Raw genomic sequence first — 21,983 nt, forward strand, 5'->3', positions numbered from 1 at the left:
CCGGATCACCGTGCCGCCCGGCCCGCCTCCGCGACGTGCTGCCGCACCTGCTCCGGCGTCAGGTAGGCGTCCAGGTACTCGAAGTCCCGCAGGTTCCCCGGCCTGTGCGCCTGGAACCCGGTGCGCACGAAGTCGTCACCGGCGACCGCGTTCAGCAGCCAGTTGGTCATGACCCGCGTCTTGGCGACACCGGTGCGCAGCGCCGACCAGTGGTAGCCGCGGGCCACCGCCTGGGCGGGCAGGCCGTGCAGTTCGATGCCGAGCGGCTTGGAGACCGCGTCGGTGCCGCCGAGGTCCACCACCAGCCCGAGGTCCTTGTGGACGTAGGGCCGTGTCGGCTGCCCCCGCAGCGTCGCGATGACGTTCTCGGCGACGTGCCTGCCCTGCCGCAGGGCGTGCTGCGCGGTCGGCGGGCACACGGCGTCGTCGCCCTTGGCCAGGTCGGGCACCGCGGCCGAGTCGCCGAGCGCGAACACCCCGTCGTGGCCCGGCAGGCACATGTCCGCGTTGACCGCGAGCCGCCCCCGGACGGTCTCCGCGTCGAGCGTGGCGATGAGCGGGCTGGCGACGACACCGGCGGTCCAGATCAGGGTGCGGGTGGGCACCGTCCGGCCGTCGGTGAAGGTGACCTCCTCGGCACCCGCCTTCGCGATGGAGACGCCCAGCGAGATCTCGATGCCGCGCCGGGTCAGGATCTCCTGCGCGCTGCGCCCGAGCTTCTCGCCCAGTTCGGGCATCAGCTTGGGCGCGATGTCGATGAGGTGCCACTTGATCAGGCTCGGGTCCAGCCGCGGGTAGCGCTTGACGGCGGCGTGCGTCAGCCGCTGGAGGCAGGCGGCGGTCTCGGTGCCCGCGTAACCGCCGCCGACGACCACGAACTGCAGCCGCGAGGCCCGCTCGGCCGGGTCGTGGCTCGCGTCGGCCAGGTCGAGCTGGGAGATGACGTGGTCGCGGAGGTAGGCGGCCTCGGCGAGCGACTTGAGTCCGAAGGCGTGGTCCGTCAGCCCCGGGATGTCGAAGGTGCGGGTGACGCTGCCGGGGGCCAGCACGATGTAGTCGTACGGCTCGTTGACGATCTCGCCGTTGACGGTGCGGATGACGCAGACCTTGGACTTCAGGTCCACGCCGATGGCCCCGCCCGGGATGATCCGGGTGCGGTACTTCTCGCTGCGGCGCAGGGAGAGCGCGACCGACTGCGGTGTCAGCACGCCGGAGGCCACCTGGGGGAGCAGCGGCAGGTAGAGCTGGTAGGAGAACGGCGTCACCAGCGTGAGGTCGGCCTCGTTCGGGGCGAGCCTGCGCTCCAGTCGGCGCACGCACTCCACGCCGGCGAAACCTGCGCCCACCACCAGGATCCTGGGTCGTGTCACGGTGTCCATCCCTTCCTGCGGCTCCAGGCGGTCTGCCTCGAACATCGACAACTGACGCGTGCCCCTGTTCGGCACCACGATGCCCGCACCTTCGCGGGAACGCACCGGGAAGAGAGCCGCGGCCGGTTCAGCCGCGCAGGTGGCACAGCAGCAGGCAGACGTCGTCGTCGCGCTCGGAGTCGCTCAGCAGCGGGTGCAGGAGCCGGTCCGCCGAGTCCTCCAGATCCGCGTCCAGCTCCGCGTGACCGAACGAGCCCAGGGCCGCCGCGAGCCGTTCGATGCCCGGGTCGATGCCCCGGGCGCGCCGCTCCACCAGTCCGTCCGTGTAGAACGCGAGCGTCGAACCGGGCGCCAGCCGCTCGGTGTGGTCGGCGATGTCCTGCCGCAGCGGGATGCCGAGCATCGCGCCGGGCTTGGCGTCCAGGGTGCGCACCCGGCCGTCGGGCAGCCGCAGCACCGGCGGCGGATGACCGGCGGCGGCCCACGTCAGCGTGCGCCCGTCCGGATGGAAGCGGGCGATGACCGCTGTGGCGAACAGATCGGGCTGGAGATGACGCAGGTACTCGTGCAGCCGGGTCAGCAGCCGACCGGGGCTGTCGCCGTCGACGGCGTAGGCGCGCAGCGCGGTGCGCAGCTGGCTCATCATCACCGCCGCGTGCAGCCCGTGCCCGGTCACATCCCCGATCACGGTGATCAGACCGCCGTCGCGCTGCCGGAAGGCGTCGTACCAGTCGCCGCCGATGTTCAGCCCGTACGTGGCCGGCAGATAGCGCGCGGCCAGGCTCAGACCCGGCGTCGTGGGCAGCTCGGTGAGCAGGGCGCGCTGCAGCGTCTGGGCGATGTCACGGTTGTGTTCGAAGCGGCGTGCGTTGTCGATGGCCGTGCCGGCCCGCCGGGCGAGCTCGAGCAGCATCACGGCGTCGTCCGGGTCCCAGCGCTCATCGGGCGGCGACAGCATCAGCACGCCCAGCGGCGCCCGTCGGGTCAGCAGCGGGATGCACAGCAGCGGCCGGTCGGGGTCCAGGGCCGAAGCGGGCTGGTCGTCCACCCCGGGCAGGCCGCCGGGGTGGACGGCGGCGTACTGCGGGCGCCCGGTGCGGGCGGCGCGGATCGCCGCCTGCGGATGGGACGTGGACGGACGACGGTCGTCCTCCTGGTCGAACAGCCATACGTCGACGTGGCGGGCGTACCGCGGCACCAGCAGCTCCGGCAGCCGGCGCACGATCTCGTCGTGGTTGAGCGAGGCGTTCAGCACGGCGCTCGCGTCCGCCAGGAACGTCAGCCTGCGGCGCGCGTTCTCCGCCTCGTTGCGCGCCCGGCGCTCGGCGGCGAAGGCCTCCCGCTGCGCGTGCCCCGCCGCGTCCAGTTCGGCGTGCAGCGCCAGGATGCCCTGGTTGGTCTGGTGCAGTTCCTCCCGGTGGAAGGCGACCAGTTCCTCCTGCTCGGCGAGCTTGTCCAGCACCGCGGCCGTGTCCTCGTCGGCGCCCAGCAGCGCCTCGGACAGGTCGGCCGGGTCGTCCGTCACCGTGCCGACGTCGGGCACCCGGCCCGGCTCGGGGCACGGCACGGTCACCGTCCACGAGGCGCGGCCGGCGGCGCCCGCGCCCGGCGCCGGCACCACCGAGGCGTGCAGCGCTCCGTCCCCGGCGGACGGATCGGGGCCGTCCAGGGTGAGCACCCAGACGCCGCCCTTGGTGAGGCACTGCCGCAGCCGGCCGCTGAGCTCCACGGCCAGCCGGGCGCGTTCGACGGTGGGCACCCCGTGCACCGCGGCCAGCCGGGCGACGGCGATACGGGCGCGTGCCGCGTCCGTGACGGTCCGGATCCGCCAGGTGTGGGTCATGGGCGGTCCGGCGGTACGGGGGCCAGCACGGCCACGGCGGTGTCGTCCCGCACCGGACGCGCCAGACTGCCGGCGTCGCGGACGGCGACGGCGGCCGTCACGGCCGGGTCGGCCGTCGGCAGTCCCGTGTCCGGGGTCCAGCGGCTGGGCAGACCGTCGGTGTGCAGGATCAGCAGACTCTCCGGGGTCCAGGCGACCTCGTCCTCATGCATGGTGTGCGGCCGGTGCACTCCGACGATGCCGGGCCGGGACAGCAGGGACCGCCAGCGCTCGCCCTCCCGCAGCCGGGCCGTCACGTTGCCGATCCCCGCGAAGCGCAGCCGGCCGGCCCAGGTGTCGAGCTGCGCCACGGCGACGGCCGCGCCCCGGGTGCCGGCCAGCGCCGTGTGGAGCCGGGGCAGACACTCGGCGGGCGGGAGCCGGGCCCAGCGGCGCAGCTCCTCGGCGGCGGCGGTCGAGGCACGCGCCGCCTCGCTGCCGTGGCCCAGGCCGTCGGCCAGCATCAGGGTCAGCCGGTCACCGGAGCCGACCCAGGCCCAGGCGTCCCCCGAGAAGTCCGCTCCGGCGAACGGGACGTTCACGCCGCCGGCGCGCACACCGGGAGCCCCGGCGAAGCCCTCGCCGGCGGCGGAGCCGAGGCGCGCCACCGCCACGGTGCCCCGGCCGAGCGCGCTGTGCAGGCCGAAGCCGTCGGCCACACGCCGGCAGGTGCCGAGGCCCGCGCCGAGCGAGCGGGTGGTGGAGAACCCGTCCCGCAGCGCACCGTCCACATCGGCGATGCCCGGCCCGTGGTCGAGTGCGGTGATCTGCACGACCCGTCCCGGCCGGCCCTCACCCGGCACCGGTGGGTCCACGACGTCGACGATCACCTCTCCCGCCTGCGCGTGCTTGAGGAGATTGGTGGCGAGCTCGGTCGCCACCAGCGCCGCGTCGGCGGTGCGCCGTTCGTCCAGCCCGGCCTCCGCCGCGGCCTCCTCCGCCGCGACCCGGACGTCGCGCACCCGGGTCGAGTCCTGCACCGGCACGTACCGGACGCGGGGCATCAGACGTCCTCACGCTGACGCGGCGGCCGGGTCACCCACGACGTCACCCGTACCGTGGTCCCCGACCCGGGGGCGCTCTCCACCTCGAAGTCGTGCACCAGGCGCCGGGAGCCGCCCAGCCCCATCCCCAGCCCGCCGCCGGAGGTGTAACCGTCGCTGAGCGCCCGCTCGAGGTCGGGGATGCCGGGGCCCGAGTCGCTGAAGGACAGCCGCAGCCCGTCGGTCCCGCCAGTGCGGACGTGCGTCGCCTCCATCAGGCCGCCTCCACCGTGCACCAGGGTGTTGCGGGCCAGTTCGCTGGCGGCGGTCACCAGTTTCGTCTGGTCCACCAGGCCGAAGCCGAGCTGGGCGGCGGCCTGCCGCACGTGCTGGCGTACCCACACCAGGTCCATGTCCGACCGGATGGGCAGGCGGGCCTCGATGCCCGCGGCGGTGTGCATCACCCGCTCCCCCCGCGCATGCCGCCGGAACGCAGCGACACGATGGGCTGCGCGAGAAGTTCCATCGCCGCCTCGGTGCTGAGCGCGGTCCGCAGCCCCGGCAGCGTCAGACCCAGTTCCACCAGGGTGATGGCGACCGCGGGCCGCATGCCGGCCACCACGGTGCGCGCGGCCAGCAGTTCGGTCTGGGCCGCGATCTCGGCCAGTACCCGTCCGAGGAAGGAGTCGACGATCTCGACACCGGAGATGTCGATGACCACTCCCGTGACCCCGCTGCGGGCGATCGTCTCGGCGAGGTCCTGCTGCAGCTGGTGCGCCGTGCTGTCGTACAGGTCGCCCTGGAGGGTGACCAGCAGAACGTCACCGAGCCTGAGGACCGGCACATGTCCCGCTACCGGGCGGGAGAACCCCTCGCTCACCGTCGGCCCGCGCCGTCGGGCGCCGCGTTCACGATGTTCGTCCCCAGTTCGTGCAGACAGTGTCCGAGCGCGTCGGCGAGACTCGCCCGCGTCTTCACCGTGCCGAGGTCCAGGCCCAGGTGGACGATGGTCTGCGCGATCGCCGGACGGACGCCGGACACCACGCACTCCGCGCCCATCAGCCGGGCCGCGGCGACCGTCTTCATCAGGTGCTGCGCCACCAGGGAGTCGACCGTCGGCACACCGGTGATGTCGAGGATCGCGAACCGGGCGTGCTGGTCGACGACCGCGTTCAGCAGGGTCTCCATCACCACCTGGCTGCGGGCGCTGTCCATCGTCCCGATCAGCGGGACCGCCACGATGCCGTCCCACAGCTTGATCACCGGCGTCGCCACCTCCATCAGCTGCAGCCGCTGGCGGTCGATGAGCGACTGCGTCTCGCTCAGCGCCGTCTGCATGGCCACCAGACGCAGCGTGCCCAGGAGCATGCTGAGCGTGGTCGACCACGCCCGCAGTTCCTCCGGCGACGCCTGGTCCGATTCGGCGACCAGGAGGTTCTCGGCCGGCGGCCACAGCGCCGCCAGCTCGCTCGACACCTGCGTGTTGGACAGTCCCGCGCGGGAGCGGGCCGCCCCCATCCGGGCCAGCTGCTCGCGCACCGCCGAGAAGCCCGCGGCGTCCGGGTCCTCGACCTGCTGTGCGTCGGCGACCTGGGCCAGCGCGTCGACGACCGCCTTCCCCGCCTCCACCGCCTCGTCGCGCGAGGTCGTGAACACCGTACGGAACAGGGGCTCGTCCGCCCACCGCTGGGCGATCTGCTCGCGTCGGCGCAACAGGAAGTCCCTGACCTCGTGCGCCGGTGTTCCGAGTGATCCGCCCGCTTCGTGCTCCGGCACCTGTTTCTTCTCCTCGTCGTCGTCACCTCGCACCGCGTCCCAACGCCGGGACCACGATGCGACCTTGGCCGGGTGGCCACTCTAACCAGACTCCGACGCCGTCCGCGCCGGACCCCGCGAACCGCGCTCAGACCTCCGGTTCGACCGGGGTCCCCGGCAGCGCGTCCACGCGCTCCAGCGCCTCGTCGACGCTCTCCGAGACGGGCACGGTGATGCTCACGCCCGTCAGGTCCAGGATGCGGCGCACCGCGGGGGTGGGGGAGATGATGTGCACGCTCCCCGGCAGTTCACGGGCCTCCTGATAGACCCGGAGGATGATGTTCATGCCGGACGAGTCCATGAAGGGGACGGCCGTCAGGTCGAGCAGGAAGTGCCGGCGGCCGTGATGGAGCTGGTTCGCCAGGTGGTGCTGGAACTCGGTCGCCGTGTCGACGTCCAAGTATCCCTCCACCGTGAGCAGCGCCACGTCCTCCCGCGGCAGGGACACCTCGACGGACAACGGGTCCTGGGCAATGGGCACGAGTACCTCCAGCAAAGTGATCAAGCCATTCGTCGCGCAGCCGCGCGTACCCCCGAATCGCCCGGTCATGCCTCGGCCCGTCCGGCAGGCCGAGGCACCCTCCTCAGCCGACCCGGATGCCCACGATGCAGGTGTCGTCGTCCGTGTCCGACCTGCTGTACGTGAGCAGCCGGTCCAGCCGCTGGTCGAGCGGGCCCGGGGCGGAGGCGGCGGCGGTGAGCAGATGGGCCAGGGACTCCTCCACACTGCGGTCCCGGCGCTCGATCAGACCGTCCGTGTACATCAGCAGGTTGTCCTCGGCGGCCAGCTGCACCTCCGACTCCTCGTACACCGCCTCCGGTACGGCGCCGAGCAGCAGTCCCTGTACCAGCGGCAGCGGGGTGGCCTCGGAGCCGCGCACCAGCACCGGCGGCAGGTGGCCCGCCCGGGCCCACCGCAGCGTGCGGGACTCCGGGTCGTACAGACCGCACACCGCCGTGGCGGTGACGCCGCCCGTCAGATGGTGCGTCACGATGTTCAGCCAGGACAGCAGCTGTCCGGGGCCCGCCCCGGTGACCGCGAGGCCGCGCAGCGCGTTGCGCAGGACGACCATGCTGGTCGCCGCCTCTATACCGTGGCCGGAGACGTCGCCCACGCACAGCAGCACCAGTCGGGACGGCAGCACCACGGCGTCGTACCAGTCGCCGCCCACCAGCTGCTCGGCCTCCGCGGGCCGGTAGCGGACGGCCACATAGAGGTCGGGCACCTGCAGCGGTGCCTGGGTGGGCGGCATGATGGCGCGCTGCAGCTGCAGCGCCAGCCGGTCGCGCTCGCTGGCGTGCTGCTCGGTGTGCGCCAGCTGGTCACGGGTGGCCGCCAGCGCCACCTCCGTCCAGTGCTGGGAGGAGATGTCCTGGTAGGCGCCGCGGGTGGTGAGCAGCCGGCCGTCGGTGTCCAGGACCGGCTCGGCGACGACCCGGATGTGCCGGGTCACCCCGTCCGGCCGTTGCAGCCGGAAGGCGGCCGACGCCGGGCGCCGGTGGTGCAGCAGCGTGCGCAGGAAGCGGCCTATGGTGACGGCGTCGTCCGGGTGGGCGTGCGCCGGCAGCTCCTCCAGCGGCACCGGCGGGCTGGACTCGGGACGCCCGTACAGGTCGAAGAGCTGCCCGTTCCAGGTGATCTCCCCGGTCAGCAGGTTCTCCTCGAAACCGCCGATCCGGCCGAGCCGCTGGGCGTGCTGGAGCAGGCTCGCCAGGCGGGCCGTCTCGTCCTCGATCCGCCAGATGAACAGGATGCCGGAGCCGTGCCGGCTGACACTGATGTCGGCGACCGACGCCAGCGGCACCTGGTCGACGAGGGCGGTCAGGTTCATGCGCCGGGCGCGGAACGGCTCCCCTGTGGCGTACACCCGTTCGATCCGCTGGAACAGCTCGCTGTTCCCCGCGGCCATCGGGTAGGCCTCCAGGAGCAGCGCGCCGCTGACCATGGCGCGCGACCGGCCCGCCGGATCCAGGAAACGGCTGTTGACGTGCTGGATGCGGAAGTCCAGCAGGTTGCCCTGGTCGTCCAGGTGCGGCACCAGGACGAGAGCCGGGTCGTACAGCCCGTCGGCCAGGTCCATCAGCTCCGCGGCGTCCGGCAGCACCCGGGGCTGCAGGGCCGGGCCGGCGGGCGCCGTGTACGTCTCCAGGGTGTGCGCGCACAGCTCCGCCAGGGCCTCCACCTGGCGGACGATCTGCGGTGGCTGCTCGGGCAGCGGGTCCGGCCAGACGATCTCCAGCACGCCGTACACACGGCCCCCCGTACCGGCGGGCACGGCCGCCCGGCCGCCGTCCGGGTGGTGGTGCCGGCCGACACTGGGCAGGCCCCGTTCGGCCAGCGACGTGATCCACAGGCCGTCACGCTCCGCGAGGCCGCACCGGGCGACCGTCGCCACGTCCGGCGGCACGTAGTACCAGCGCGCCGCCTCCGCGAGGGAGAACCCGGCGCTGCCCGCCAGGGTGAGCGACCCGTCGGCGCCGGCCGCCCAGATCGCCACGGCCACCGCGCCCAGCGGACGCAGCGCCTGCGCGAGCAGGGACTCGGCCACGGCCTGGGTGTCGTCCGCGGCCAGCGCCCCGCTCTCGGCCGCGCGCAGCCGTACGGCGGCGGGGTCCCGCCCCGCCTCCTCGGCGGCCCGGGTGGCGGCCAGGAAGGCGTCCGTCACCTCGGACATCCGGTCCCGGGCGGCCTGGTTGATGACCTCGACCGCGAACTCCAGCTGGGTCGTCCCCGCCTGCTCGGTCAGCTCGGCGAGCTGGCGGGCGGCCTGCGAGGGACCGCAGCCCAGCCGTTCGACGAGGATGCCCTTGGCGAGTTCGATCAGAGCCCGGCCCTCGGCCTCGGCCTGCGCGGCCCGCACCTCCCGGCTGAGCCGGTCGACGGTGGCCGCCAGCCTGCCCACGGGGGACTCCGCGGACAGCCCGGCGGGCCCGGCCGACGGCCGCTCGAGCCGGGCCCCACCGCTCTGCGGCTCGCCCTGATGCTCCTTGATGCTCACTGTGCGCACGCTCCTCGGAGGCGGGATCCCGCGGCGGGGCTCATGCCGGCAGCCAGCGGCGGACGCAGGCGATCAGGTCCTGGGTGTCGACCGGTTTGGTGACGTAGTCGCTGGCTCCCGAGGCGAGGCTCTTCTCCCGGTCCCCGGGCATCGCCTTCGCGGTGACGGCGATGATGGGCAGCTCGGCGTACTGCGGCATGGTGCGGATCTCGGCCGTGGCGGCGTAGCCGTCCAGCTCGGGCATCATCACGTCCATCAGCACGAGCGCCACGTCGGGGTTGTCCAGCAGCCTCTCGATGCCCTTGCGGCCGTTCTCCGCGTGCAGCACCCGGAAGCCGTACAGCTCCAGGATCCCGCTGAGCGCGAAGAGATTGCGCGCGTCGTCGTCGACGACGAGGATGGTGCGGCCGGAGAACGAATCGTCCACCACGGTCTGCGGCGTCGCCCGCTGCGGCTCGTCGGGCCGCACCAGCGACAGCACGTCGCCGGGCTCCTCCGCGGAGAGGTGCAGGGCGATGCGTTCGCGCAGCTCGTCGAGGCTGGAGAGGAACTCCAGCGCGGTGCCCTCGGCGCGGGCCCGCAGGTCCTCCTCCACCGCCGTGTCCACACGGTGGCCGCTGTGCACCAGCACCGGCACGCTCGCCAGGGCGGAGTCGCCCCGCAGCGCCTCCAGGAACCGGATGACCTCGTCCCGGGCCGTGCCGAGCTCCAGCACCACGCAGTGGCACGGGTCGGCGGCCAGCGCACCGGCCGCCTCCTGGGCGCCGACGGCGGTGAGGATGTCGACCGAGGGCCGGGAGGCGCCGTCGCCGTGCGCGACGTCCTGGACCACGCTCTCCGCGACCAGGGTCAGCAGGCCCCGGGGCCGCTCCTCCACGACGAGCAGCCGCCGCGGACGCCGGCCGGGCGACGCCTCCGTCTCTATCGCCGCCGACTGCCGGACCGGAACCTCCGGCAGGACCTCGCCCGGCTCCCCGTCCGGAAGCGGCGAGGGCCGCAGCAGCTCCTCGAAGTCCGGCCGGGCCACGGGCAGGAAAAGGGTGAACGTGCTGCCCTGGCCCGCGACGCTGTCCACCGTCACCGCGCCGCCCAGCAGATGCGCGATCTCCCGGGTGATGGACAGACCGAGCCCGGTGCCGCCGTACTTGCGGCTCGTCGTGCCGTCGGCCTGCTGGAAGGCGCCGAAGATCGCCTCCAGGTGCTGCTCGGGAATGCCCACACCGGTGTCCTGCACCCGGAAGGCCACCACCGGCCCGCCCCGCAGCACACCGCTCGGCACCTCGTCGTCCGGCGCGGGCTCGATCCGCAGCTCCACGCCGCCCCGCTCGGTGAACTTGACCGCGTTGGACAGCAGGTTGCGCAGCACCTGCCGCAGCCGCGAGTCGTCGGTGAGCAGGTCGGCCGGCGCGCCCGGCGCCGTCGTCACGGTGAAGTCCAGGCTCTTCTGCATCGTCATCGGCCGGAAGGTGGCCTCGACGTACTCGATGAGCCGACGCAGCTCCACCCGCTCGGGGCTGACGTCCATCTTCCCGGCCTCGACCTTGGACAGGTCGAGGATGTCGTTGATCAGCTGCAGCAGGTCCGAGCCGGCCGAGTGGATGATCTGCGCGTACTCGACCTGCTTCGGGCTGAGGTTGCGCGAGGGGTTCTGGGCGAGCAACTGGGCCAGGATCAGCAGGCTGTTGAGCGGGGTGCGCAGCTCGTGGCTCATGTTCGCCAGGAACTCCGACTTGTACTTCGAGGCCAGCGACAGCTGCTGGGCGCGTGCCTCCAGCTCCTGCCGGGCCTGCTCGATCTGGAGGTTCTTCGCCTCGATGTCCCGGTTCTGCGCGGCCAGCAGCGCGGCCTTGTCCTCCAGCTCGGCGTTGGAGTGCTGGAGTTCCTCCTGCTGGGTCTGCAACTCCGCCGAACGCTCCTGCAGTTCGGCGGTGAGCCGCTGCGACTCGACAAGCAGCTCGTCGGTGCGGGCGTTGGCCACGATGGTGTTGACGTTGACGCCGATGGTCTCCATCAGCTGGGCCAGGAAGTCCTGGTGGATCTGGGTGAACGGGGTCACCGACGCCAGCTCGATCACACCGAGGACCTGGCCCTCGACCACGATGGGCAGCAGCACCAGCGTGGTCGGCACCACCCGCCCCAGCCCGGAGGAGATGGTGACGTAGTCCGGCGGCAGCTCGTCCACCGTGATGGTGCGTCGGCTGCGCGCGGCCTGGCCGACCAGGGTGCGGCCGAAGGCGATCCGGGTGGGCCGGCCGTCGTCGTCGGGGTAGCCGTAGGAGCCGACGAGCCGCAGCTCGGGGCCGTCGTCGCCGTCCTCCGCGAGGTAGAAGGCGCCGTACTGGGCCGACACCAGCGGCACCAGCTCGTCCATGATCAGCTCGGCCACCACGGGCAGGTCGCGGTGGCCCTGCATCAGGCCGGAGACCCGGGCGAGGTTGCTCTTGAGCCAGTCCTGCTCCTGGTTGGCCCGGGTGGTCTCGCGCAGGGACTCCACCATCGAGTTGATGTTGTCCTTGAGCTCGGCGACCTCGCCGGAGGCCTCCACGTTGACGGAGCGGGTCAGGTCGCCCTCGGCGACCGCGCTCGTGACCTCGGCGATCGCCCGGACCTGCCGGGTGAGGTTGCCCGCCAGTTCGTTGACGTTCTCCGTGAGCCGCTTCCAGGTGCCGGAGACGCCCTCGACCTCCGCCTGGCCGCCGAGGCGGCCCTCGGTGCCGACCTCGCGGGCGACGCGGGTGACCTCCTGGGCGAAGGCGGAGAGCTGGTCGACCATCGTGTTGATGGTCGTCTTCAGTTCGAGGATCTCACCGCGCGCGTCGACGTCGATCTTCTTCGACAGGTCGCCGCGGGCCACGGCGGTCGTCACCAGCGCGATGTTGCGCACCTGGCCGGTGAGGTTGTTGGCCATGGAGTTGACGTTGTCGGTGAGGTCCTTCCAGGTGCCCGCGACATGGGGCACGTGGGCCTGGCCGCCGAGGCGGCCCTCGGTGCCGACCTCGCGGGCGACGCGGGTGACCTCGTCGGCGAAGGCCGACAGCGTGTCGACCATGGTGTTGATGACGTCGGCCAGCGCCCCGACCTCCCCGGCCGCCTCGACCCTGATCCGCTGCGACAGGTCGCCCCGGCCCACCGCGGAGGCGACCTGGGCGATGGAGCGGACCTGGCCGGTCAGGTTGGACGCCATCACGTTGACGTTGTCGGTGAGGTCCTTCCAGGTGCCGGAGACGCCGCGCACCTGTGCCTGGCCGCCGAGGCGGCCCTCGGTGCCGACCTCGCGGGCGACGCGGGTGACCTCGTCGGCGAAGGCGGAGAGCTGGTCGACCATCGTGTTGATGGTGTTCTTGAGTTCGAGGATCTCGCCGCGGGCGTCCACGGTGATCTTCTGCGACAGGTCGCCCTTGGCGACCGCCGTCGCCACCAGCGCGATGTTGCGGACCTGGCCGGTGAGGTTGCCGGCCATGAAGTTCACCGAGTGGGTGAGGTCGCGCCAGGTGCCCTTCACGCCCTGCACGTCGGCCTGGCCGCCGAGGCGGCCCTCGGTGCCGACCTCGCGGGCGACGCGGGTGACCTCGTCGGCGAAGGCGGAGAGCTGGTCGACCATCGTGTTGATGGTGTTCTTGAGTTCGAGGATCTCGCCGCGGGCGTCCACGGTGATCTTCTGCGACAGGTCGCCCTCGGCGACCGCCGTCGTCACCTGGGCGACGTTGCGGACCTGCGCGGTGAGGTTGCCCGCCATCGCGTTCACCGAGTCCGTCAGGTCGGCCCAGGTGCCCGAGACCCCCGGCACCTGCGCCTGGCCGCCCAGCGCCCCCTCGGTGCCGACCTCGCGGGCCACCCGGGTCACCTCGGAGGTGAACACCGACAGCTGGTCCACCATCCCGTTGAAGACCTTGGCGATGTCCCCCATGAGGCCGTCCGCGTCGTCCGGCAACCGGGTGCCGAAGTCCCCGTCCCGTACGGCCGTCAGCCCCGCCAGGAGCCGCCTCAGCTCCTGGTCCCCCGGTGCCACCTCGGCCCCCTCGGTGCTCTTGCTGGTCATGCGCACCCTCGTTCCGGCAAGGTCAGTACGCGTTTCCGCAGTTCACGGATCTGCGCGATGAGAAAATACGCCGAAGGCTAACCCAGTTCGCGGGTGCGGAACAAAGCGCGGCCCCGCCGGGGGAACCGGTCCGAGAAAATCCCGGACCGCCTGCATGTACCGGCCCGCGAGGGGTACTCGGCCCGATTTCGCGGGGCGGGCCGTCGGCGCGCGGTTTTGGTCCGTGCCTTTCGAATGCGCGCGTGCCTGACGGGTATCTGCTGCTGTGGAGCTGGGCGACGTCCAGGGATCCGTCGTCATCGGGGAGGCAAGGAGCAGTGCCAATCGACAGCATCTGGTCATACGCGCCGGGCCTGGAGCACGTCCAGGAGCAGGACCTCACGGACTACACCGTCGTCGCGAGCGACGGCACCATCGGTCATGTGGACCGGCAGGCCGACCATCACGGCATGCGGCACCTCGTCGTCGACACCGGGGTGTGGGTGTTCGGCCGCAGCCTCCTGGTGCCGGTCGGCGTCGTCACCGACGTCCACGCCGGGGAGCGCCAGGTGACGTTGTCCTGCACCAGGACCGAGGTGAAGGAGGCGCCCCGGTTCCGGACCGACAGCGAGACCATGGATCCCGCCTACCTCACCGCGGTCGGGGATTACTACCACCGGCTGCCACCGCGCGAGAGTCCCACCGGGTGAGCACCGTACGACGGACGCGCCCGGCCGACGGCACGAGGGTGCGCAGTGCCGCCGGTGCACGGGCGCACGCCGAGACGACGGTGCGGGCGCGCTGGGACGCGGAGGGCCGCGCTCCGCACCACCAGGACATGATCGACCTCTCGCTCGTCGTGTCGGAGCTGGTCACCAACGCCATCCGGCACGGTGCCGGACTGGCCGGCTTCGACGTGCGGACGACCGGGGAGGGGGTGTGGGTCGACGTCCACGATCACAGCGACGTCGTCCCCGAGGCCGCCGGCGGGACCGGCGCCCTGCCGGACGTGCACCGCGGCAGCGGTTACGGGTGGCCCCTGGTGATCCGGCTGGCACGGGACATCGACGTCCGCAGGCGTCCCGGGGGCGGCAAGACCGTCAGTGTGTTCGTCCCCCTGCGCGACGCGCCGGCGTAGCTTCACCAGGGCAGGAAGACGTGGATGTCCTTGCCCTGGTCGTCGCTGACGACGCTGACCTGATCGCACAGCGTGTGGATCAGGTGCCAGCCGATGCCCCCGCCGCCGCGGTGGGGGTGGAAGGGCCGCGGGGCGGGCTCGGTGGTGCTGGTGTCGTGCATCACCACGTGCACCCCGTCGAACGTCCTGCGCAGACGCAGTTGGAACGGGCCCGGCGCGTACTGCACCGCGTTGGCGGCCAACTCCGTGACCACCAGGAGGATGTCGTCCCAGTGTTCCGGGGCGGAGGGCGCCGACACACGGGCCAGGTCGAAGAGGAACTCCTCCGCGACCAGGCGTGCGTCCGTCACATCGTGCAGCTTCCCGGGGAAGCTGACGATGCGGCTCGTGATGTCCTCGGCAGCCAGTGTCCTGTCCCTATACGGCTCGCGTGCCATCTCGCCTTCCAGGCCCCGTCGTCGCGGGGCGGTCGTTCCCGTGTCTGCGCCCTCTCGAACGGTGGGTTCCCGCGCGGGCGGAGCCTACGCGCCCGCATGCCCGTGCCCGGCCGGTGACAAACCCGTCACCGGCCGGCGGCGGATCCCCGCCCTTCCCGAAAGGTCAGCGGAAGACGTTGTCCGAGTCGTCCCGGACGGACGGCTCGTCCACGGCCGGAGTCCGCCCCGGACGCGTCCGCGACTGGTACATCGCGTCGATCTCCAGCGCGTAGTGCCGCACGATCGCGTCCCGGCGCAGCTTCATCGACGGCGTCAGCAGCCCGTTGGCGACGTCGAACGGCTCGGACAGCACCCGGAACACCCGGACCGACTCCGAGCGCGACACACTGCTGTTGGCCGCGGCGACCGCCCGCGCGATCTCCTCCCGCAGCGCGTTCTCCTCCCGCGCCTCCCGGGCCGGCGCGTCGCCCGGCAAGGACAGTGCCGCCCGCCAGTCGTTGAGGAACTCCGGGTCCAGCGTGATCAGGGCGCCCACACACGGCCGGTTGTCGCCCACGACGACGGCCTGGTGGACCAGCGGGTGCATCCGCAGCCGCTGCTCCAGGGCCGTCGGCGCCACGCTCTTGCCGCTGCTGGTGACGATGACGTCCTTCTTGCGGCCGGTGATCGTGAGGTAGTCCTCGTCGTCCAGCCGGCCCAGATCGCCCGTGGCCAGCCAGCCGTCGCGCAGCACGGCCCGGGTGGCGGCCTCGTCGCCCACGTACCCCTGGAACACCGACGGTCCGCGCACCAGGATCTCCCCGTCGTCGGCCACCCGGATCTCGGTGCCCGGCAGCGCCTGCCCGACGGTGCCGGACTTCTCCCGCCCGAACGGCTGCATCGTCACCCCGCCGCTGGTCTCGGTGAGCCCGTAGCCGTCGTGGACGTAGATACCGATCCCCTCGTAGAAGAGCGACAGGCCGCGGTCGAGCGTCGACCCCCCCGAGGTGGCCCGCAGCACCCGGCCGCCCAGCGCGGTCCGCAGCCTGCGGTAGACCGTGCGCTCGTACAGGGCGTGCTGGAGCCGCAGGTCGAAGCCGGGTCCCGCGCCGCGGCCCAGCCGCTGCCGCTCCAGCGCGGCGGCGAAGTCCCGCGCCGTGCCGGCCGCCCGCTCGAACAGGGCGCCGCGGCCCGACAGCTGCGCCGTGCGCAGGAAGTTCTTGTAGATCTTCTCCAGCAGCGACGGAACGGCGTACAGATAGGTGGGCCGGAAGGTGCGCAGGGCCGAGGACAGGGACTCTTCGCCGATGTCGGGTTCGTGTCCCATCAGCAGCCCGCCGCGCACGCACAGCACCTGGATCATCAGACCGTAGACGTGGGAGAAGGGCAGGAAGGCGAGGACGGCGGCCTGCTCGCCGGGGAGCGCCGTGACGTGCCCCCAGTTTGCCAGCAGGGTGTCGCTCATGAAGGCCAGGCCGCGGTGGCTCAGCGCGCAGCCCATGGCGTGGCCGGACGTGCCGGAGGTGTAGGCGACGACGGCCGTGGAGTCCGGCAGGACGATGCGGCGCATCGAGTCGACCGTGGCCGCCGGGATGAACTCGCCGCGCGCCACCAGCCGGTCCAGCGCGCCCGCGTCCAGTTGCCAGACGTGCCGCAGCCGCGGCAGCGCGGCGCACACGGACCCGACGGTCATCACGCCCTGTTCGTCCTCCACCAGCACGGCCACACAGCCGGAGTCCCGCAGGATCCACTCCACCTGTTCGCGCGAGGAGCTCGGGTAGACGGGGACGATCTCGGCGCCCACCGTCCACAGGGCGTGGCCCAGGAGGGTCCACTCGTAGCGGGTGCGCGCCATGATCGCCACCCGCGTGCCGGGCGAGATCCCGGACGCCACCAGGCCCCTGGCCAGGGCGACCACCTCGTCGCGGAACTCGAGGGCGGTGATCCGCTCCCAGGTGGCGGAGGCCGGACGGGCGCGGTGGGCGAGCATCGGCAGGCCGGGGCTCTCGGTCGCCGTCTCGAAGAGGCGGTCGGCGAGGCCGCCGGTCAGGGGCGAGGCGGGCGGGGGAGCGAGAGCGAGGTCGCGCATGCGCTGCTCCTGACATGTACGGGGCGTGACTCGGCCGGCGGGCACCGTCACCGGCGGTGCCTGAATGTAGCCGAGCCGGAGCGCCCCCGCGCCAGGATCGCGACAAGTGGGTCCGCACTGATGAGCTCGGCGTTTTCGGGGGACCCGGAGGCCATGAGCTACGTCAATCCAGACCCCGAACCGGAACGCAGCACCGGCCTCGAACCGGGAGGCGGAGTGCCCCCGGGCGAGACCCCGCCCGGGGAGAGCAGCATGCCCGAGGCGGGCCCCCAAGAGACGCACAACCCGACCAAGGGCTGGGCCAAGGGCCCGCTGACCGCGATCCTCGTCCTCGTGGTGCTGATCGCGGCGTTCTTCCTGGCCTACGCCCTCACCCTCATCCTCTGACGCCCCTACCCGCGAGGGGAGACCTCCGTACGCCCCGCCTCCTGGGTGTGCCGTACGCACTCCGTGACGACGTCCCGCAGGCTCCCCGTGCGCTCCAGCAGGGCGCGCTGCACCTGCGCCCCGTTGCCGTCGCGCAGCAGGCGCGCGCAGCCCTCGCGGGCGCGCTCCAGGTCGCCGGTGGCCTCCAGGGCCTCGGCGACGTGGTCGAGGAGGCTGCGGACGACCACCTCGGCCGGCATGCGGCGCATGGTCTCCGGGTGGAGCAGTTCGCCCGCCAGTCCCGACCGGGCCGCCTGCCAGGCGGCCAGCCGGAGCAGGCTGACGCCCGGATCCGCCGGCTCCCGGCCGGACCGCCACTCGCGGGCCGCGGTCTCCACCAGCCCGCGGGCGAGGGTGGCGATCAGCGTTGCCGTCTCCGCGTGCAGACAGACGTCGGAGACGCGGATCTCCACCGTCGGGTACTGCTGGGACAGCCGGGCGTCGAAGTAGGCCATCTTCTCGTCGAGGACGACGCCGGTGGCCACCATGTCGGCGACCCGCCGGTGGTAGCGCTCGGCCGAACCGAACGGCTCGGTCGGACCGGCCGACGGCCAGCGCTGCCAGACCCGGCTGCGGTAGCTGCTGTACCCCGTCTCCTTGCCCTGCCAGAACGGCGAGTTGGCGCTCAGCGCCGCCAGCACCGCCAGCCAGGGCCGCAGCCGGTCCACGACCCCGACGCCCTCCTCGTCGGACTCGACGGACACATGGACGTGGCAGCCCATGACGAGCTGTTCCCGGGTGGCGATGCCGTACTGCTCCTCCATCCACCGGTACCGCCGGTTGACGCCGATGGCCGGGCTCACCGGCAGCGGCGAGGTGGCGAGGGCGGCGACGGCGCAGCCGATCTTCCCCGCGTGCCCGGCGGCCTCCTCGCGGCAGCGGACGATCTCCGCGTGCAGGCTCTCCATCGAGGACTGCGGATGCGTGGCGAACTCCAGCATCTGCTCGTGCAGTTCCTTCTCGAAGACGTCCTGTTCCGCACCGTCCCGGGCGGCGCGGGCGAGTACCGCCGCGGACATCGCCCGCGGTTCCCCGCTCTCCGGATCGACCAGGAGGAGCTCCTCCTCAACTCCGACGGTGCGCACCTGATGCCGCCCTTCTGTGACCTGCCGTGACGACGCCGAGAAGCCCTCGGTCGTACGAGCCCGAATGCCCCGGCCGGGACGTCGGACACCTGGCGGCGCCGCAGGAATGTCACGGGGCGAACGGCGTCAGCCACACCGTCGCGAGCGGCGGCAGCGTGAGCCGGACGGTGCCGTCCTCGGGCTTGACCGGGTCCGGGTGGGTGACGTCCCCGCCGCCGTAGCGCGCGGCGTCGGTGTTGAGGACCTCCTGCCAGGCGATCACGTCGTCGCCGACGGCGAGCGGGTAGTCGTGCCGGACCACGGGGGAGAAGTTCGACACCGCGAGCAGCGGGGAGCCGTCGCCGTCGTACCGCAGGAACGCGAAGACGTTGTCGTCGGCCGCGTCCACCGACACCCACCGGAAGCCGGACGGGTCGGTGTCGCGTTGCCACAGCGCCGGGGTGTGCCGGTACACGGTGTTGAGGTCGCGCACCAGGTCCCGCACCCCGCGGTGGTCGCCCGCGGAGTGGTACCCGTCGTCGAGCAGCCACCACTCCGGGCCCTGCTCCTCGGACCACTCGGCGCCCTGGGCGAACTCCTGCCCCATGAACAGCAGCTGTTTGCCGGGATGGGCCCACATGAAACCGAGATAGGCGCGGACGTCGGCGCGCCGCTGCCACCAGTCGCCCGGCATCTTCGACACCAGAGCCCGCTTGCCGTGCACCACCTCGTCGTGCGAGATGGGCAGCACGTAGTTCTCGCTGTAGGCGTACACCATCGCGAACGTCATCTCGTGGTGGTGGTACTTGCGGTGCACCGGCTCGTGGGAGACGTACTCCAGCGAGTCGTGCATCCAGCCCATGTTCCACTTCAGCCCGAACCCGAGTCCGCCGGTGCCGGTGGGCCGGGTCACCCCGCCCCACGCCGTGGACTCCTCCGCGATGGTCACCACCCCGGGGCAGCGCCGGTACACGGTCGCGTTCATCTCCTGCAGGAAGGCCATCGCCGCCAGGTCCTCCCGGCCGCCGTACGCGTTGGGCTCCCAGCCGCCGTCCTCGCGCGAGTAGTCCAGGTAGAGCATGGAGGCGACCGCGTCCACCCGCAGTCCGTCGATGTGGAACTCCTGGCACCAGTACACGGCGTTCGCGACCAGGAAGTTGCGCACCTCGGTGCGGGCGTAGTCGAAGGTGTACGTCCCCCAGTCGGGGTGCTCCGCGCGCCGGGAGTCCCCGGGCTCGTACAGCGGTTCCCCGTCGAAGCGGGCCAGCGCCCAGTCGTCCTTCGGGAAGTGCGCCGGCACCCAGTCCATGATCACGCCGATGCCGGCCCGGTGCAGGGCGTCGACCAGGTACCGGAAGTCGTCCGGGGTGCCCAGGCGCGCGGTGGGCGCGTAGAAGCCGGTGACCTGGTAGCCCCAGGACGGTCCGAAGGGGTGCTCGGCGACCGGCATCAGTTCGACGTGGGTGAAGCCGAGGTCCTTGACGTACGCGGGCAGCTGCTCGGCGAGCCGGCGGTACGTCAGTCCGGGGCGCCAGGACGGCAGGTGCACCTCGTACACGGAGAACGGGGCCTCGTGCACGGGCGTCGCCGCCCGCCGCGCGAACCAGTCGGCGTCGCCCCACTCGTAGTGCGAGGCCGTCACCACGGACGCCGTGTTCGGCGGCGCCTCCGTACGCCGCGCCATCGGGTCGGCCTTGAGGAACCGGTGGCCGTGGCGGGAGTGGATCTCGAACTTGTAGCAGGTGCCCTCGCCGACGCCGGGCAGGAACAGCTCCCACACCCCGGACGAGCCCAGCGAGCGCATCGGGAACGCCGTGCCGTCCCAGTGGGTGAAGTCGGCGGCGACCCGCACCCCTTGCGCGTTCGGCGCCCACACCGTGAAGCGGGTGCCGGTGACGCCCTGGTGGGTCATGGGGTGCGCGCCGAGCGCCGTCCACAGCTCCTCGTGCCGGCCCTCGCCGATCAGGTGCAGGTCGAGCTCGCCGAGCGCGGGCAGGAACCGGTACGGGTCGTGCGTCGACACGGCCTCGTCGTCGCCGTAGGCCACCGTCAGCGTGTACGCGGGGATCGCCTCCAGCGGCAGTACGCCGGAGAACAGGCCGTCGCCCTCCGGGACGAGCGGGGTGCGCACGCCGTCGACGACGACGCCCACCTCGCGGGCGAAGGGGCGCAGGGCGCGGAAGGCGATCCCGCCGGGCACCGGATGGGCGCCGAGCAGCGCGTGCGGATCGTGGTGGGCGCCCGCCAGCAGGCGCCCCCGGTCGGTCGGGTCGAGGGCGGGTGCGGCGCCGGGGGGCGCGGCGGCGGACGGGACGGACCCGGCCGACTCGGGAAGCGGAGTGTCACGCAGGGCCACGGCTTCAGTCTCCTCTCACGGCGAGGCGCTCGATCGCCGCCATGGGTACGGGCAGCCAGTCGGGTCGGTGCCGGGCCTCGTACAGCACCTCGTACACGGCTCGGTCCGTCTCGTAGGCGCGGAGCAGGCCGTGCTTCTTGCGCGGGTCCCAGCCGGCGCGGGCGGCGTAGCCCGCGCAGTAGGCCTCACGGCAGCGGCGCGCCCACTCCGGGCGCCAGGGGCGGCGCTGGCGAGCGGCGTAGTCGAAGGAGCGCAGCATCCCGGCGATGTCCCGGACGGGGGAGTGGGCGCTGCGCCGTTCGGAGAGCGGCCGGGACGGCTCGCCCTCGAAGTCGATGACGAACCACTCACGCCCCGCCCGCAGCACCTGCCCCAGGTGCAGGTCACCGTGGATGCGCTGGGCGGGCGGCCCGGCGTCGCAGGTGGCCAGCGCGGCGAAGGCTGCCCGCAGCCCCGGCACGAACGGCTGGAGCGCGGGGACGGCGTGCGCCGCGGCGGCCAGCCGCTCGGTCATCGCCGCCGCCGTCCGCCCGTTCTCGCCGGGCACGCCGATGGGGAACGCCGAGGACAGCGCCAGGTGGACGTCCGCCGTGGCCCGGCCCAGCGCGTGCGACTGCGCGGTGAAGTCGTCACCGGCGGCGATCGCCTCCAGGGCCAGCGTCCAGCCGTCGGAGGCGTCGCGCAGATACGGCTGGAGCACGCCGAGCGTCGCCTTGAACGGATGCGTGGTGCGGAACCAGGCCATCGGGGCGGGCACCCGGTGGCAGCCCTGCCGGGCCAGCGCCCCGGGCACCTCCAGGTCCGGGTTGACACCGGGCTGGATGCGCCGGAACACCTTCAGGATGTACTCCTCGCCGTACACCAGCGAGGAGTTGGACTGCTCGGCGGTCAGCAGGCGCGGCACCAGTCCGGCGGGCACCTGCTGGGACCCGTCGCACTCGAAACACAGCGGGCCCGCCGTGCCGGGGCGGCGCAGCCGTTCCAGGAGCAGCTGGGCGGCGCGCGGGTCGTGCAGGGCGTCGTAGACCGTCAGCCCGGCCAGCCGGCCGTCCAGCACCCTGCCGATGAGCGCCTTGCCGAGCCGCGGCGAGGGGTGTTCCCGTACGCCGAGGAGGAGCTGGTAGCAGTCACCGGCCGGGGACGTGCTGCCGGGAGCGGGCACGCCTCCGTGACCGGCGTGCACCAGTACGTGCAGACAGCCCGGGAACAGCTCCGTCATCGACAGCACACCGAGGTCGGTGACGGGCCGGTCCTTTCCGGCGAACCAGCGCTGCAGCGGCAGCCACTCGCGCAGCAGCCCGGCGAGCGACTCCATGGGCTCGGCGGGCACGGTTCGCGGCCGCAGGAACGCGGTCTTCGTCATGGTGACGCCTCCTCTCCCCGGCACACGCTCACAGGCGTCGGCCGATGCGGGATGCGATGCGGGT

The 21,983-nt window shown here is 72.7% G+C and carries 17 protein-coding genes; 3 read left to right on the forward strand and 14 right to left on the reverse strand.

The genetic code is table 11. The features are described 5' to 3' along the window. Window positions 1-5: 5 nt before the first annotated feature. From KYY02_RS24950 to KYY02_RS24990, 9 genes are all read right to left on the reverse strand, one after another. Window positions 6-1,379, reverse strand: a complete 1,374-nt coding sequence (locus KYY02_RS24950; RefSeq protein WP_371241611.1) for an NAD(P)/FAD-dependent oxidoreductase — start codon at window positions 1,377-1,379, stop codon at window positions 6-8. A gap of 118 nt (window positions 1,380-1,497) precedes the next feature. After that, complete coding sequence (locus tag KYY02_RS24955) at window positions 1,498-3,213, reverse strand: PP2C family protein-serine/threonine phosphatase (protein ID WP_371241563.1); 1,716 nt, start codon at window positions 3,211-3,213, stop codon at window positions 1,498-1,500. After that, on the reverse strand, window positions 3,210-4,256 hold the full coding sequence (locus KYY02_RS24960; protein WP_371241565.1) for a SpoIIE family protein phosphatase: 1,047 nt from the start codon (window positions 4,254-4,256) through the stop codon (window positions 3,210-3,212). Before KYY02_RS24960 ends, KYY02_RS24955 begins: the two co-directional genes overlap by 4 nt. After that, entirely contained in the window at window positions 4,256-4,696 is a 441-nt protein-coding gene (locus tag KYY02_RS24965; protein ID WP_371241567.1) for an anti-sigma regulatory factor, read from the reverse strand. The genes KYY02_RS24960 and KYY02_RS24965 overlap by 1 nt, the downstream gene beginning before the upstream one ends. Continuing rightward, the gene (locus KYY02_RS24970) at window positions 4,696-5,115 is read right to left on the reverse strand and encodes an STAS domain-containing protein (protein WP_371241569.1); all 420 of its coding nucleotides are present in this window, start codon (window positions 5,113-5,115) and stop codon (window positions 4,696-4,698) included. Before KYY02_RS24970 ends, KYY02_RS24965 begins: the two co-directional genes overlap by 1 nt. Continuing rightward, window positions 5,112-6,011, reverse strand: a complete 900-nt coding sequence (locus tag KYY02_RS24975) for an STAS domain-containing protein (protein WP_371241571.1) — start codon at window positions 6,009-6,011, stop codon at window positions 5,112-5,114. The genes KYY02_RS24970 and KYY02_RS24975 overlap by 4 nt, the downstream gene beginning before the upstream one ends. Before the next feature lie 127 nt (window positions 6,012-6,138). Next, complete coding sequence (locus tag KYY02_RS24980; protein ID WP_371241573.1) at window positions 6,139-6,531, reverse strand: STAS domain-containing protein; 393 nt, start codon at window positions 6,529-6,531, stop codon at window positions 6,139-6,141. A 103-nt stretch (window positions 6,532-6,634) separates the two neighbouring features. Further along, a complete protein-coding gene (locus tag KYY02_RS24985; RefSeq protein WP_371241575.1) occupies window positions 6,635-9,049 on the reverse strand; it encodes a SpoIIE family protein phosphatase in 2,415 nt (804 codons plus the stop codon). Between the two features lie 40 nt (window positions 9,050-9,089). Then, a complete protein-coding gene (locus KYY02_RS24990) occupies window positions 9,090-13,088 on the reverse strand; it encodes a HAMP domain-containing protein (protein WP_371241577.1) in 3,999 nt (1,332 codons plus the stop codon). A 317-nt stretch (window positions 13,089-13,405) separates the two neighbouring features. On the opposite strand from KYY02_RS24990, the gene KYY02_RS24995 reads away from it, so the two are divergent. Both KYY02_RS24995 and KYY02_RS25000 read left to right on the forward strand, forming a co-directional pair. Then, on the forward strand, window positions 13,406-13,777 hold the full coding sequence (locus KYY02_RS24995; protein WP_371241579.1) for a PRC-barrel domain containing protein: 372 nt from the start codon (window positions 13,406-13,408) through the stop codon (window positions 13,775-13,777). Further along, entirely contained in the window at window positions 13,774-14,205 is a 432-nt protein-coding gene (locus KYY02_RS25000; protein ID WP_371241580.1) for an ATP-binding protein, read from the forward strand. Before KYY02_RS24995 ends, KYY02_RS25000 begins: the two co-directional genes overlap by 4 nt. Before the next feature lie 2 nt (window positions 14,206-14,207). Here KYY02_RS25000 and KYY02_RS25005 read toward each other — a convergent pair whose 3' ends face one another. Then, complete coding sequence (locus KYY02_RS25005) at window positions 14,208-14,642, reverse strand: ATP-binding protein (RefSeq protein ID WP_371241582.1); 435 nt, start codon at window positions 14,640-14,642, stop codon at window positions 14,208-14,210. Window positions 14,643-14,805: 163 nt separating this feature from the next. After that, the gene (locus KYY02_RS25010; protein WP_371241584.1) at window positions 14,806-16,710 is read right to left on the reverse strand and encodes an AMP-dependent synthetase/ligase; all 1,905 of its coding nucleotides are present in this window, start codon (window positions 16,708-16,710) and stop codon (window positions 14,806-14,808) included. A gap of 153 nt (window positions 16,711-16,863) precedes the next feature. Between KYY02_RS25010 and KYY02_RS25015 the strand changes: the two genes are divergently transcribed. Next, window positions 16,864-17,097 carry a DUF6480 family protein gene (locus KYY02_RS25015; RefSeq protein ID WP_371241586.1) on the forward strand — a complete coding sequence of 78 codons (234 nt, stop codon included), beginning with the start codon at window positions 16,864-16,866 and terminating at the stop codon, window positions 17,095-17,097. Window positions 17,098-17,102: 5 nt separating this feature from the next. Here KYY02_RS25015 and KYY02_RS25020 read toward each other — a convergent pair whose 3' ends face one another. The 3 genes from KYY02_RS25020 to KYY02_RS25030 form a co-directional block, all read right to left on the reverse strand. Further along, window positions 17,103-18,221 (reverse strand): glutamate--cysteine ligase 2, encoded by a 1,119-nt coding sequence (locus tag KYY02_RS25020; protein ID WP_371241588.1) that lies wholly within the window; start codon window positions 18,219-18,221, stop codon window positions 17,103-17,105. Between the two features lie 109 nt (window positions 18,222-18,330). Next, entirely contained in the window at window positions 18,331-20,556 is a 2,226-nt protein-coding gene (gene glgB / locus KYY02_RS25025) for a 1,4-alpha-glucan branching enzyme (protein WP_371241590.1), read from the reverse strand. A 4-nt stretch (window positions 20,557-20,560) separates the two neighbouring features. Beyond that, the gene (locus KYY02_RS25030; RefSeq protein WP_371241592.1) at window positions 20,561-21,919 is read right to left on the reverse strand and encodes a maltokinase N-terminal cap-like domain-containing protein; all 1,359 of its coding nucleotides are present in this window, start codon (window positions 21,917-21,919) and stop codon (window positions 20,561-20,563) included. Between the last annotated feature and the right edge of the window lie 64 nt (window positions 21,920-21,983).

It is taken from the genome of Streptomyces pimonensis (assembly GCF_041380215.1).
Taxonomy (GTDB): Bacteria; Actinomycetota; Actinomycetes; order Streptomycetales; family Streptomycetaceae; genus Streptomyces; species Streptomyces pimonensis.